Here is a 12,821-nt window from a genome sequence, read left to right as displayed (position 1 = left end):
GGCCTGCGCCATTCGCCAAGAACACTTAACCACCTAGCCACAGCCATGATCAAACAAGCTCTCCTCTCCGTTTCCGACAAGACCGGCGTACTCGAATTCGCCCGCGCCCTGTCCGCGCTCGGCGTCAACCTCCTGTCCACCGGCGGCACCGCCAAATTGCTGGCGGACAACGGTGTTCCCGTGACGGAAGTCGCCGATTACACGGGTTTCCCTGAGATGCTCGATGGCCGTGTGAAGACCCTGCACCCGAAAGTGCATGGCGGTATCCTGGCGCGCCGCGATTTCCCTGAGCACATGTCGAAACTGGTCGAGCACGACATGCCGACCATCGACATGGTGGTGGTCAACCTGTACCCGTTCCAGGGCACGGTGGCCAAGGCCGATTGCACCCTGGAAGACGCCATCGAGAACATCGATATCGGCGGCCCGACCATGCTGCGTTCGGCGGCCAAGAACCACAAGGACGTGGTCGTCATCTGCGACCCCACCGACTACGACGTGGTGCTGGCGGAAATGCGTGCGGCCGACGGCAAGGCCGGCGACGTGAGCTACGACACCAAATTCATGCTGGCGAAAAAAGTCTTTGCGCACACGGCGCAATACGATGGCGCCATCACCAACTACCTGACCAGCCTGGGCCCGACGAAAGTGCACGCCGAGCGCGGCGCGTATCCGCAAATCCTGAATGTCGCATTTGAGAAAGTGCAAGACATGCGTTACGGCGAGAATCCGCACCAGAGCGCCGCCTTTTACCGTGACCTGGCCGTCACCGACGGCGCGCTGGCCAACTACCGCCAGCTGCAAGGCAAGGAATTGTCGTACAACAACATCGCCGACGCCGATGCGGCCTGGGAATGCGTGAAGAGCCTCGGCGGTTTCGAGCAAAGCGCCGCCTGCGTCATCGTCAAGCACGCGAACCCCTGCGGCGTCGCGCTGGGCAAGAATGCGGCCGAAGCGTACGCGCGTGCCCTGCAGACGGACCCGACCTCGGCATTCGGCGGCATCATCGCGTTTAATACCGAACTGGACGGCGCCACCGCCGGCGAGATCGCCAAGTTGTTCGTCGAAGTGCTGATCGCGCCGTCGTTCTCGGCCGAAGCGAAACAGATTCTGTCGAGAAAGCAAAACGTGCGCATGCTGGAAATCCCGCTGGGCAATGGCGTCAACGCCATGGACTTCAAGCGCGTGGGCGGCGGTCTGCTGGTGCAATCGCCGGATGCGAAGAACGTCGCCATGGGCGACCTGCGCGTGGTCAGCAAGCTGCAGCCAACGCCGCAGCAATTGTCCGACCTGATGTTCGCCTGGAAAGTGGCGAAATTCGTCAAGTCGAACGCCATCGTCTTCTGCGGCGGCAACATGACCCTGGGCGTGGGCGCTGGCCAGATGAGCCGTATCGATTCGGCCCGCATCGCCTCGATCAAGGCGCAGAACGCGGGCCTGTCGCTGGCCGGTTCCGTGGTGGCGTCGGACGCCTTCTTCCCGTTCCGCGACGGCCTCGACGTTGTCGTTGATGCGGGCGCGACCTGCGTCATCCATCCGGGCGGCTCCATGCGCGACCAGGAAGTGATTGATGCGGCCGACGAGCGCGGCGTCGTCATGCTCTACACGGGTACGCGTCACTTCCGTCACTAATATAGATAGAGAAAGTAGGTCGGATTGGCGGGGCCGAAGGCTGCGCGTCATCCGACAAGGGCAGTTGGCGACGCATGTCGGATGACGCGTCCCGCTAATCCGACCTACCCCTACTCGATAAAGTACTCAGCGGCAGGCACCGGTTATTCACCGGTGCCTGCCGTATTCATTATAGAATCTGGCGATGATTATTCTTGGCATCGATCCTGGCCTGCGCACGACCGGCTTTGGGGTCATTGAAAAACACGGCAACAAGTTGCGCTATATCGCTTCGGGTACCGTCAAGACGGGGTCCGAAGGGGAATTGCCGCCGCGCCTGAAGGTCATCCTGCAGGGCGTGAGCGAGATCGTCGGCACTTACCAGCCCGACTGCGCGGCCATCGAAAAAGTGTTTGTCAACGTCAACCCCCAATCGACCCTGCTGCTGGGCCAGGCGCGCGGCGCGGCCATTTGCGCGCTCGTGCATGCCGACCTCTCGGTGGCCGAGTATACGGCGCTGCAGGTGAAGCAGGCCGTCACGGGCCATGGCAAGGCGGCCAAGGAGCAGGTGCAGGAGATGGTGTCGCGCCTGCTGTCCTTGCCTGGCTTGCCCGGCACCGATGCGGCCGATGCGCTGGGCGTGGCCATTTGCCATGCCAACAGCATCGATGCGCTGGCCATGATAGGCGCGCTGGCGCCCCAGTTGCAGGGCTTGCGCATGAAGCGCGGCCGCCTGGTGGGCTAGCTTGCCAACTTGGCCCTCATATATATACACAACATTAGGAATACGCGATGATAGGCCGTCTCTCCGGTATTTTGCTTGAAAAGAATCCACCACAATTGCTGGTCGATTGCCAGGGCGTCGGCTATGAAGTCGACGTGCCGATGAGCACGTTTTACAACCTGCCCCACGTGGGCGAGAAAGTCGTGCTGTTCACGCACCAGGCCATCCGCGAAGATGCGCATCTGCTGTTTGGCTTCGGCAATGCGGCCGAGCGGGCCGTATTCCGCCAGTTGATCAAGATCACGGGCGTGGGCGCGCGCATGGCGCTGTCGATTCTCTCGGGCATGACGATTGCCGACCTGGCCCAAGCCATTACCTTGCAGGATTCCGGCCGCCTGGTGAAAGTACCGGGCATCGGCAAGAAAACGGCCGAACGGCTGTTGCTGGAACTGAAGGGCAAGCTGGGTGCCGATATCGGCGCCGGCGGCGCGCACGCGGCGCCGGACGCGCAATCGGACATCCTCAACGCCCTGGTGGCGCTCGGCTATTCGGACAAGGAAGCGCTTGCGGCCGTGAAAAACGTGCCGGCCGGCAGCGGCGTCTCCGACGGCATCAAACTGGCGCTGAAAGCGCTGTCGAAAGGCTGATCAGGCATGAGCATCCAGACCGACAGCTTCACGGAACAGCGCATCATCGACGCGGCGCCCATCTCGCACAACGAGGAGGCCATCGAACGGGCCTTGCGCCCGAAGCAGCTCGATGAGTATGTGGGACAGGAAAAGATCCGCGACCAGCTCGAGATTTTCATCACGGCCGCGCGCCAGCGCAAGGAAGCGCTCGACCACACCTTGCTGTTCGGCCCGCCGGGCCTGGGCAAGACGACCCTGGCGCACATCATTGCGCGCGAAATGGGCGTCAACCTGCGCCAGACCTCGGGCCCCGTGCTCGAGCGCCCGGGCGACCTGGCGGCGATCCTGACGAACCTGGAAGCGAACGACGTCCTGTTCATCGATGAAATCCACCGCCTGTCGCCGGTCGTTGAGGAAATTCTGTATCCGGCGCTCGAAGATTATCAAATCGATATCATGATCGGCGAAGGGCCGGCCGCCCGTTCCGTGAAGCTCGATTTGCAACCGTTTACCCTGGTCGGCGCCACCACGCGCGCCGGCATGCTGACCAATCCGCTGCGCGACCGCTTCGGCATCGTGGCGCGGCTGGAGTTCTACAACACGGGCGAGCTGACGAAGATCGTCACGCGCAGCGCGGCGCTGTTGAAAGCCCCGATCGACCCGGAAGGCGCGCACGAGATCGCCCAGCGCGCGCGCGGCACGCCGCGCATCGCCAACCGCCTGCTGCGCCGCGTGCGCGATTTCGCGGAAGTCAAAAGCAATGGCGAGATCACCAAGGTGGTGGCCGACCGCGCGCTGGCCATGCTCGACGTCGATTCCGTCGGCTTCGACGTGATGGACCGCAAGCTGCTTGAAGCCGTGCTGTTCAAGTTCGGCGGCGGTCCCGTCGGCATAGGGAACCTGGCGGCCGCCATCGGCGAAGCGGCCGACACCATCGAAGATGTGCTGGAGCCGTATCTGATCCAGCAGGGCTTTTTGCAGCGCACGCCGCGCGGCAGGGTCGCCACGCCGGCCGCCTACCTGCATTTCGGCGTCAGCGCGCCGCGCATGGGTCCGAGCGGCGAAGCGTGGGAACTGTGATGGCGGAAGAGGGCGTATCTTTCAGCACGGGCATGCAGATCTGGATCGACGCCGATGCCTGTCCCGTGGTCATCAAGGAAATCCTGTACCGCGTGGCCGACCGCCTGGAATTGCCCGTGACCTTGGTGGCGAACCAGGGCTTGCGCGTGCCGCCGTCGCGTTTCATCCGCACCGTGCAAGTGCCATCCGGCGCCGACGTGGCCGACCAGGAAATCGTGCGCCTGCTCAATGCGGGCGACCTGGTCGTCACGGGCGACATCCCGCTGGCCGCCGACGTGCTCACCAAGGGCGGTTACGCGCTGAACCCGCGCGGCGAGTTTTATACGAAAGATAATATCGCCCAGCAACTGACGATGCGCGCCTTCATGGAGGAATTGCGCAGCGGCGGTGTCGACACGGGCGGCCCGGCCGCCTTCAGCCAGTCGGACCGGCAGCAATTCGCCAACAGCCTCGACCGGCATTTGAGCAAGCACCACCGCAAGCCGGCCCCGGCGCAATAATCTGGGGACGAAAAAAAACCGGCTGCCAGGCCGGTTTTTTATGTGTGCGGCTAGCTTAACGCGGCACTTTTCGCGTGCCCACCACTTCCACCGTCACGCGGCGGTTCTTGGCGCGTCCGGCGGCGCTCGTGTTGTCGGCCACGGGCTGCGTCTCTCCCTTGCCTTCCGTGTAGACGCGGTTCGTCTCGATACCGTGCGCCACGAGGTAAGCCTTGACGGCTTCGGCGCGGCGCTGCGACAGTGTCTGGTTGTAGGCGTCGGCACCGACGGCATCCGTATGGCCGACCGTGACGATGACTTCCAGGTCCATGCCCGTCAACTGGCCGAGCAACTGGTCCAGCGCCGTCTTGCCTTGCGGCTTGAGCGTGGATTGATCGAAATCAAACAGCGCCTCGGAAGCAAACGACACTTTTTCCGCCACGGGGGCCGGTGCGGGCTTGGTCTCGATCAGCGGCGGCGCCATCGTGACGACGGGCGCCACTGCCGGCGCCGGCTGGTAGGCGGGCGTGGCGCTGGCCGGGCGGCCCAGTTTGTACACGAGGCTGACGGAGTACAGGTCAGCGTCGCCGCGGTTGCCGACGGCATCGTTCAGGCGATAACGCTCGACTTCGCCGCGCAAGGCCAGCGCTTCGCTGAACTTGTATTCGAGGCCCAGGCCCAGCTTGGCATTGAGCTTGCGCTCGCTGGCATGCGTGTTCGTCGAACCCAGCAGGCGGTTGCCGCTGAATTCCGTACTCGTCCTGGTGTAGTGCATGCCGACACGGCCCAGCAGCGACAGGCGCTGCGACAGCGGCAACTGGCCCAGCAAGTCCAGGTTCACGCCGCGAAAGGCCGCTTCTCCATTGAGCACGCCATTGCCGCTGCTGGCGGACTGGAAATTGAATTTTCCCAGGTCAAAGTAGCCGGCTTCCACGGCCAGGTAGGGGTTCAATTGCCGCCCGACAAACAGTTTATAGCCGGTGTCGCGCTCGTCCTTGTTGAAAGCGGTGACGCTTTCGCCGTTGGCGGCCAGGCTGGCGCGCAGGCGCGGCTCGTCGATGGTGGCGCGCGACTGGCCCACGCCAGCGCCGAGGTACCAGGCGCTGTTGGCCCAGTCCGGGTTGATGAAGGTGCTGTCCTGCGCTTGCGCCGAGTGGGCTGCCAGCAGGGAGCCGGCCATCACGCTCAGGGCGCCCAGTGTGTGTGCGATCGTCATGGTCATGTCCTGTTTATTTGGTGATCTGGTTGTTGCGCAGGGTAACGGCGGCTGCCGTCAGCACGCGGCCGTTGAGCAGTGTCGTATTGTCGCCCACCGTGATGGCGGCCGACTGGCCCAGGATGTTGCCCTTGAAGACGCTGTTGGCGGCCAGGGTGGTGGGGCCGACGGGCAGCCAGCTGACGTTGTCGGCCGTGGCGCCATTGTTCAGGGCGACCACCGAGTTGACGGTCGAGTTCAGGGTCAGCGCCGTGCGGAAGATGTACACGCCGGGACCGTTCAGGGTCAAGGTGCCCGTGATGCTGATGGCGCCCGCATAGCAATACACGCCGGGGCCGAACGTCTGGCCGCCCAGGTCGATGCCGCCGGCAAAGCTGACATCGCAGCTGCGGCTGTTGCCGTCCGTGATCGCCGCCTGCAGGTCCGTCATGGCGCCGGCCAGGATGGCGCCCGACTTGTAGTTGCTGAAACCTGCCGCCTGGGTTGGATCGACCGTTTGCGACGGCGCGCCGACGTCGCCCGTGATCAGGGTGGTGCCGCCCGAATTGTTGGTGATCGAGGTGCCGGCCAGCACGCCGAACGGCGCCGCGCGGCCCAGCTTGATCGGGTTGAGGACGGGCGGGATGGCGACGGCCGTCACGGTCAACAGCGCGCTGCCCGACTGGCTGCCGGCCGTGGCGGTGATGCTGCTGGTGCCGACGGCGATGCCGGTGGCGACGCCCGTGTTCAGTACGGTTGCGTTGGCAACGGTGCCCGACGTCCAGGTGGCGCCGGCGGTGACGACGGCGTTCGAACCGTCCGCATACGTTGCCGTGGCAACGAATTGCTGCTGAGCACCGACAGCGATGCTGGCGGTGGCCGGCGTGACGGCGATGCTGACCAGGGCGTGGGCAGGCACGGTGACGCTGGTGCTGGCCGTCTTGCCGTTGAAGCTCGCGTTCATGACGCTGGTACCGAAGGCCAGGCCCGTGACGAGGCCGCCGCTGGCGACGCTGGCGACAGCGGGCGTGGCGGCAACGAAGCTGCTGCTGGCGGTCACGTCAACGGTGCTGCCATCCGAATACGTGGCAAGGACGGCCAGCTGGCGCGTGGCGGCAACGGCAACGATGGGGTTTTGCGGCGCGACGGCGATCGACACGACCGCGGCCGGCGTGACGGTCAGTACGGCGCTGGCGCTCTTGCCGCCGAACGCGGCGCCGATGCTGCTGCTGCCGGCAGCAATGCCGGTGCCCAAGCCTGTGGCTGCATTGACGGTGGCGCTGGTGGGCGTGGCGGACGTCCAGGCCGCCTTGGCGCTGACGTCTTGCGAAGAACCGTCGCCGTACATGGCGATGGCCGTGAATTGCTGGGCGGCGCCGATGGCCACCGTCGCCGTCGCCGGCGTGACGGTCAGGCTGGCAAGGGTGGTGGCCGGCAAGCCGAGGATGGGGTCGCGTCCCTGGTCGCCGCCGCCGCAACCGGCCAGGGCGGCCATGGCCAGCAAACCTGCCGAAATGAGCAGCGGGTTCAGATATCGTTGGAAGAGGTTCATGTGTTTCCTTTGTGCTTGGGCAAGTCATTGCCAGGCATCCACGGATGAGGTCATCCTGCGGAGCCATGCCGCCCTTCGCTACAGGGCGATGGCGTCACAGGCATGCACTATTTCATTTAGGAAACTTCAGGTATGTTCGGTGGCGCGCTTAGCTTGCTGGCAATTTGAAATATCTTCTGGAAATGGTTACTTGTGTTTGAAAACAACGCTTTGCTTCCGCGCATGCTCATCGAGATGCACAAATGCTTCGGTCCCCAGCTGTATTTGAGTCATTGAACAGTTTTTTATTTTTATTAACAATACATGTTCTTTGTATAGGTGAAATATTGCTTTTTGATATATTATATTTCTCTTGATAATTGAATAACAGGCTGGCCAGTAAGCTGGCAAGGCTGCAATGGACCAACTATGACGGCGAGAAGCAAGGTAGGGTTATATTTATGTGCAGCGTTGCTGCCAGTCTCTCTGGCCGCATGCGGCGGTGGTGGCGGTGGCGGCGGAGGTCCCGCTACGCCGGTGCCACCGCCGACCCAGGTCAATCCCCCGGTCGTCGTCCCGCCGCCCGTCGTCCCGCCCGTCGTGCTCCCTCCCGCCGAACCTGCGGATGGGCTGGGCCTTGCCGGACACTTGCCCGGGACGCTGGATCTGGGTTCCGCCACCCTGGTACCGTTGAATAAGACAGGTTTGCCCATCTCGTATGCGAATATGGCAGTGACGCTCTCGGATGAGGGCAAGGCATTGCTGGCGTTGCAGTACTCTAATTCATACGACGTACAGAACAACCTGACGTACTGGGCGCAATCTTCGCCGCAGGGCCAGTGGGGGAGTTTCCAGCCTGTTGCCGCGGCCGGATTGACGGGACGCACGGGCAGCATCGAATTGCAGATGAATGCTGCCGGCAATGCGATCCTGAGCTGGACGGATCAAAATCCTCTGTACGCCATCAATCCGAAGGCTTTTATCGTGAATGTCGCGCGGTATATCGAAGGAAAGGGCTGGGATCCGGTCGTGTATGAACCCAGCGCCGGCGATATCGGCAATTATTCCCACGTAGGTTCCGGTACGGATATCAGTTTGCTGGCAGACAGCTCGTTCACCTATAGCGGCTTGGCCAGTGATTACGAAGTGGTCAGGACGACGCTTGACGGGCACCAGCAACGCCTGTTGCCAGTGAACCGCTCATATCCCGGACCGGACACGCCCCAGTTCGCTGGCTCATATACATTCTTTGCCCCCCATGCAGATGGCTATGGCTTGTATTACACCAGCAGTTTTTCGCGCACTGAAAAAGGGATGACGGACTTGAACGTACGCTGGGCGGATGTGAATAACATCGCCTTTGCGCCCTGGACGATTGCCAGTTATGGCGGTTTTTGCGATAGCCGGCCGATCGTGGCCACGACCACCGATTATGCCGAAGGCGTGCTGTCTGTCGTCAGTCAAGACAGCGCCGACTGTACGACGGAAAATCTGGACTTGATACGGGTGAACCGGCGATTCGGCTTGAATGCCAAAATCACGCGCGTGAGTGAAAAGAACGCATCCATTCTCTTTCCACCCAAGATATTTAACGATGCCCAAGGAAACGCACTGGCAGTGTGGGTGGAGCAGACCAGGATGGAGCCAGGCACTCCGGTAACGCCCGTGCGTACCATGTGGTCCCGGTCATCGTATGGCGAAAACTGGTCCACCCCGCAAATCTTGATGTCCAATAGCCCGGCGTCGTCGTTTGAGTATTTGATTGACCAGAATATTGCCGTGGCGATGAATGCTGCTGGACAAGCTGTCGCCGCGAAACTGGTGAAGAATGATGATTATTCCATATCGATCATGGTCAATAAATTTGCCATGGGAACAGGCTGGGCGGGCTGGACCAAGGTGGCACATAAGGCGGAGGTATTGAACCCGCGTGTCGCCATTAATGCCACTGGCCAGGCTGTTGTTGCTTATCTGGCATATCCCTCCACGCGGACGCCATATGGCAAGCCCGTCACGACAGCGCTGATACAGCCGCGCTGGCATGCTTTCGTGCTGCGATTCTGACGTGTGTTCGGGCGCTTGACATAAAAAAGCCGGCGCAGGGCCGGCTTCATCAGGGCAGGGCGTGTGCTGCTTATTCTTCGCGCACCCACGTTTGCGAGCGGCCAAACATCGGCACGCCGACATAGCCGCGCACTTGCAGCTTGGTGCCGCCTTCCGTCAGCTCGGCCTTGCTCTTGTAGGTCTTGCCATTGGCCGGATCCATGATTTCGCCGCCCGTCCATTCCTTGCCGTCATATTTCAGGCCGGACAGGATCACCATGCCGATGATGGGCTGGTCTTTCTTGGCGCCCGTGCACTTGTCGCACTTGGGGTTTTGATCTTCGTCAGGGCCGCGGAACAGCTTCTCGATCTTGCCTTGCAAGACGCCGTTGCTTTCCGTGATGACGATGAGGGATTTCGGCTTGCCGCTGGCGTCGTCGATGGTTTTCCACGTACCGACGGGAGTGTAGTTGCCGTCGCGCGCGGTTGCGCTGCCGGCGATGGCCAGGGCGGCCACCAGTACGCTTGCTGTGAGTATTTTATGCATCGCTAGTCTCCAATGGTTTTTTTTGATCGGGTCACGAACAGTTTTTATACCAAGGCAAGACTATCAGTGCTGCGCGGCGTCACGGATGACGCCGCGCAATCCTGCCAAACTTGCCTTATGCGCTAGCTAGTTTAGCAAACTGTTCGCGCAATTTTTCAATTGTGGCCGAAAAACTGAGCAAACGCTCGTTTTCTTGCGCAACAATGGCGGCCGGCGCGCGGGCGACGAAGCTTTCATTGCCCAATTTGCTGTTGACCTTGGCAATTTCCGCTTCGATGCGGGCGATTTCCTTGCCCAGACGCTCGCGTTCGGCAGCCACGTCGATTTCCACTTTCAGCATCAGCTTGGTGGTGCCGACGATGGCGACGGCCGCTGGCGAGTCCGGCAACGCATCGACGATCTGCACCTCGGCCAGCTTGCCCAGCGACTGGATGTACGGCGCGTACGACGCCAGCGCTTCTTTCTCGCTGGCATTGCCCGCTTCGACGATCAGCGGCACGCGCACGGAAGGCGAGATCTGCATTTCGCCGCGCAGGTTGCGCGTGGCGTCCGTCAATGCTTTCAGCTGCTGCATCCACGCTTCCGCCGATTCGTCGATCTTGTCGGTGTTGGCGATCGGATACGGCTGCATCATGATTGAATCACCCTCTGGCTTGAGCGTCTTGCCGGCCAGTGGCGCCACTGTCTGCCACAGGGCTTCCGTGACGAAGGGGATGATCGGATGGGCCAGGCGCAGCACCACTTCCAGCACGCGCAGCAGGGTGTGGCGGGTGGCGCGCTGCTGGCCTTCCGTGCCCTGCTGCACCTGGACTTTTGCGACTTCCAGGTACCAGTCGCAATACTCGTCCCAGACGAATTTATAGATGGTGGCGGCGATATTGTCGAAACGGAAATCTTCGAAGCCCTTGGCCACGTCCAGTTCCGCCTTTTGCAGCAGGGAAATAATCCACTTGTCCGCCTGCGACAGGTCGGCCTCATTCGGCGTGCAATCCTTGTTCTCCGTATTCATCATGACGAAACGGGTGGCATTCCACATCTTGTTGCAGAAGTTGCGGTAGCCTTCGCAGCGGCCCAGGTCGAAATTGATGTTGCGGCCCAGCGAAGCATAGCTGGCCATGGTGAAGCGCACGGCGTCCGTGCCGTAGGCGGAAATGCCCTCCGGGAATTCCTTGCGCGTCGCCTTGGTGATCTTTTCCGCGTCGCGCGGGTTCATCAGGCCCGTGGTGCGCTTGACGATCAAGCCTTCCAGGTCGATGCCGTCGATCAGGTCGATCGGGTCCAGGGTGTTGCCCTTCGACTTGGACATCTTCTGGCCCGTCGAATCGCGCACGAGGCCGTGCACGTAGACGGTTTCAAACGGCACCTTGCCCGTGAAGTGCGCCGTCATCATGACCATGCGCGCGACCCAGAAGAAAATGATGTCGAAACCGGTGACCAGCACGGACGACGGCAGGAACGCCTTCATGTCCGGTGTTTCTTCAGGCCAACCCATGGTCGAGAACGGCACCAGCGCCGACGAGAACCACGTGTCGAGCACGTCGTCGTCGCGCTTCAGCGGGCCCGTGCTGCCGGCGGCCAGGGCCTTGGCTTGCGCCTCAGCTTCCGTCTTGGCAACAAAGATATTGCCCTTGTCGTCGTACCAGGCGGGGATTTGATGGCCCCACCACAGCTGGCGCGAGATGCACCAGTCCTGGATGTTGTTGAGCCACTGGTTGTAGGTGGTGCTCCAGTTTTCCGGCACGAACTTGATTTCGCCGCTGGCGACCTTGTCCAGCGCCGTCTCGGCGATCGACTTGCCGGGGAAGAAAGTGCCTTCCGGGGCCGGCTTGCTCATGGCGACGAACCACTGGTCCGTCAGCATCGGCTCGATGACGACGCCCGTGCGGTCGCCGCGCGGCACCATCAGCTTGTGCGGCTTGACTTGCTCGAGCAAGCCTTGCGCATCGAGGTCGGCGACGATCTGCTTGCGCGCGGCGAAACGGTCCATGCCGCGGTACGCTTCCGGCGCATCGTCGGTGATCTTTGCGTCCAGGGTCAGGATGACGATCTGCGCCAGTTTGTGGCGCTGGCCGACGGCGTAATCGTTCATGTCATGCGCGGGGGTAATCTTGACGCAGCCCGTGCCGAATTCCTTGTCGACGTATTCGTCGGCGATGATGGGGATTTCGCGGTCGGTCAGCGGCAGTTTCAGCATCTTGCCCACCAGCGGCAGGTAGCGCTCGTCCGTCGGATCGACGGCCACGGCCACGTCGCCCAGCATGGTTTCAGGACGGGTCGTCGCCACCGTCAGGAAGCCGCTGCCGTCGGCCAGCGGGTACTTGATGTACCACATGGAGCCGTCTTCTTCCTCGGATACCACTTCCAGGTCGGAAACCGCCGTGCCCAGCACGGGATCCCAGTTGACGAGGCGCTTGCCGCGGTAGATCAGGCCTTGCTCGAACAGGCGCACGAAGACGTCGGTGACGACTTTCGAGCGCGGCTCGTCCATCGTGAAGTATTCGCGCTGCCAGTCGGCCGAGGCGCCCAGGCGGCGCATCTGGCCGGTGATGATGGAACCGGATTTTTCTTTCCATTCCCACACTTTTTCCACGAATTTCTCGCGGCCCAGGTCATGGCGCGAAATCTTTTGCGCATCCAGCTGGCGTTGCACGACGATTTGCGTGGCGATGCCCGCGTGGTCGGTGCCGGGAATCCAGGCCGTGTTGTGGCCCAGCATGCGGTGGTAGCGCGTCAGGCCATCCATGATGGTCTGGTTGAACGCATGGCCCATGTGCAGGGTGCCGGTGACGTTCGGCGGCGGCAACTGGATGCTGAAGGAAGGTTTTCCCGCATCGAGGGTGGCGGTAAAGTAACCGCGCTGTTCCCACTCGGTGCGCCAGAATTGTTCAATGTCGGCGGGCTCGAAAGACTTGGCTAATTCCATGATTTGGCGTGTGATTGGCAAAAGGAACCATTATAGATGACGCGGCATCGCCTGCAGCG

The 12,821-nt window shown here is 62.0% G+C and carries 10 protein-coding genes; 6 read left to right on the top strand and 4 right to left on the bottom strand.

Annotation, left to right across the window (positions count from 1 at the left end):
• The first annotated feature begins 45 nt into the window (after positions 1–45).
• The 5 genes from purH (at position 46) to YQ44_RS23135 (ending at position 4,544) form a co-directional block, all read left to right on the top strand.
• Positions 46–1,632, top strand: coding sequence for a bifunctional phosphoribosylaminoimidazolecarboxamide formyltransferase/IMP cyclohydrolase (gene purH / locus YQ44_RS23155; protein WP_071325395.1), 1,587 nt, complete (start codon positions 46–48; stop codon positions 1,630–1,632).
• Between the two features lie 184 nt (positions 1,633–1,816).
• On the top strand, positions 1,817–2,356 hold the full coding sequence (gene ruvC / locus YQ44_RS23150) for a crossover junction endodeoxyribonuclease RuvC (protein WP_034784777.1): 540 nt from the start codon (positions 1,817–1,819) through the stop codon (positions 2,354–2,356).
• Positions 2,357–2,403: 47 nt separating this feature from the next.
• Positions 2,404–2,982, top strand: a complete 579-nt coding sequence (ruvA, locus tag YQ44_RS23145; RefSeq protein WP_070222695.1) for a Holliday junction branch migration protein RuvA — start codon at positions 2,404–2,406, stop codon at positions 2,980–2,982.
• A gap of 6 nt (positions 2,983–2,988) precedes the next feature.
• Entirely contained in the window at positions 2,989–4,044 is a 1,056-nt protein-coding gene (gene ruvB / locus YQ44_RS23140) for a Holliday junction branch migration DNA helicase RuvB (protein ID WP_071325394.1), read from the top strand.
• A 32-nt stretch (positions 4,045–4,076) separates the two neighbouring features.
• Positions 4,077–4,544: a YaiI/YqxD family protein gene (locus YQ44_RS23135; protein WP_071326709.1), complete on the top strand. Its 468-nt coding sequence runs from the start codon at positions 4,077–4,079 to the stop codon at positions 4,542–4,544.
• Between the two features lie 55 nt (positions 4,545–4,599).
• Here YQ44_RS23135 and YQ44_RS23130 read toward each other — a convergent pair whose 3' ends face one another.
• Both YQ44_RS23130 and YQ44_RS23125 read right to left on the bottom strand, forming a co-directional pair.
• On the bottom strand, positions 4,600–5,739 hold the full coding sequence (locus YQ44_RS23130; RefSeq protein WP_071326708.1) for an OmpA family protein: 1,140 nt from the start codon (positions 5,737–5,739) through the stop codon (positions 4,600–4,602).
• A 13-nt stretch (positions 5,740–5,752) separates the two neighbouring features.
• The gene (locus YQ44_RS23125; RefSeq protein WP_071325393.1) at positions 5,753–7,270 is read right to left on the bottom strand and encodes an ice-binding family protein; all 1,518 of its coding nucleotides are present in this window, start codon (positions 7,268–7,270) and stop codon (positions 5,753–5,755) included.
• Positions 7,271–7,678: 408 nt separating this feature from the next.
• Here YQ44_RS23125 and YQ44_RS23120 point away from each other — a divergent pair, with 408 nt between their 5' ends.
• Positions 7,679–9,313, top strand: a complete 1,635-nt coding sequence (locus tag YQ44_RS23120; protein WP_156894960.1) for a hypothetical protein — start codon at positions 7,679–7,681, stop codon at positions 9,311–9,313.
• Positions 9,314–9,383: 70 nt separating this feature from the next.
• On the opposite strand, the gene YQ44_RS23115 is transcribed toward YQ44_RS23120, so the two are convergent.
• Both YQ44_RS23115 and YQ44_RS23110 read right to left on the bottom strand, forming a co-directional pair.
• Positions 9,384–9,839 (bottom strand): DUF2147 domain-containing protein, encoded by a 456-nt coding sequence (locus YQ44_RS23115; RefSeq protein ID WP_071325391.1) that lies wholly within the window; start codon positions 9,837–9,839, stop codon positions 9,384–9,386.
• Between the two features lie 115 nt (positions 9,840–9,954).
• Positions 9,955–12,762, bottom strand: a complete 2,808-nt coding sequence (locus tag YQ44_RS23110) for a valine--tRNA ligase (protein WP_071325390.1) — start codon at positions 12,760–12,762, stop codon at positions 9,955–9,957.
• Positions 12,763–12,821: the final 59 nt, after the last annotated feature.

Origin of the sequence: Janthinobacterium sp. 1_2014MBL_MicDiv (genome assembly GCF_001865675.1) — a bacterium.
GTDB lineage: Bacteria > Pseudomonadota > Gammaproteobacteria > Burkholderiales > Burkholderiaceae_D > Janthinobacterium.
This window is presented reverse-complemented; position numbering and strand designations above follow the sequence as displayed.

Coding starts and splice junctions, on each gene's coding strand:
- ruvB (WP_071325394.1), top strand. CDS start 2,989: ATGAGCATCCAGACCGACAGCTTCACGGAACAGCGCATCATCGACGCG.
- YQ44_RS23130 (WP_071326708.1), bottom strand. CDS start 5,739: ATGACGATCGCACACACACTGGGCGCCCTGAGCGTGATGGCCGGCTCC.
- ruvC (WP_034784777.1), top strand. CDS start 1,817: ATGATTATTCTTGGCATCGATCCTGGCCTGCGCACGACCGGCTTTGGG.
- YQ44_RS23110 (WP_071325390.1), bottom strand. CDS start 12,762: ATGGAATTAGCCAAGTCTTTCGAGCCCGCCGACATTGAACAATTCTGG.
- YQ44_RS23125 (WP_071325393.1), bottom strand. CDS start 7,270: ATGAACCTCTTCCAACGATATCTGAACCCGCTGCTCATTTCGGCAGGT.
- purH (WP_071325395.1), top strand. CDS start 46: ATGATCAAACAAGCTCTCCTCTCCGTTTCCGACAAGACCGGCGTACTC.
- YQ44_RS23135 (WP_071326709.1), top strand. CDS start 4,077: ATGCAGATCTGGATCGACGCCGATGCCTGTCCCGTGGTCATCAAGGAA.
- ruvA (WP_070222695.1), top strand. CDS start 2,404: ATGATAGGCCGTCTCTCCGGTATTTTGCTTGAAAAGAATCCACCACAA.
- YQ44_RS23120 (WP_156894960.1), top strand. CDS start 7,679: ATGACGGCGAGAAGCAAGGTAGGGTTATATTTATGTGCAGCGTTGCTG.
- YQ44_RS23115 (WP_071325391.1), bottom strand. CDS start 9,839: ATGCATAAAATACTCACAGCAAGCGTACTGGTGGCCGCCCTGGCCATC.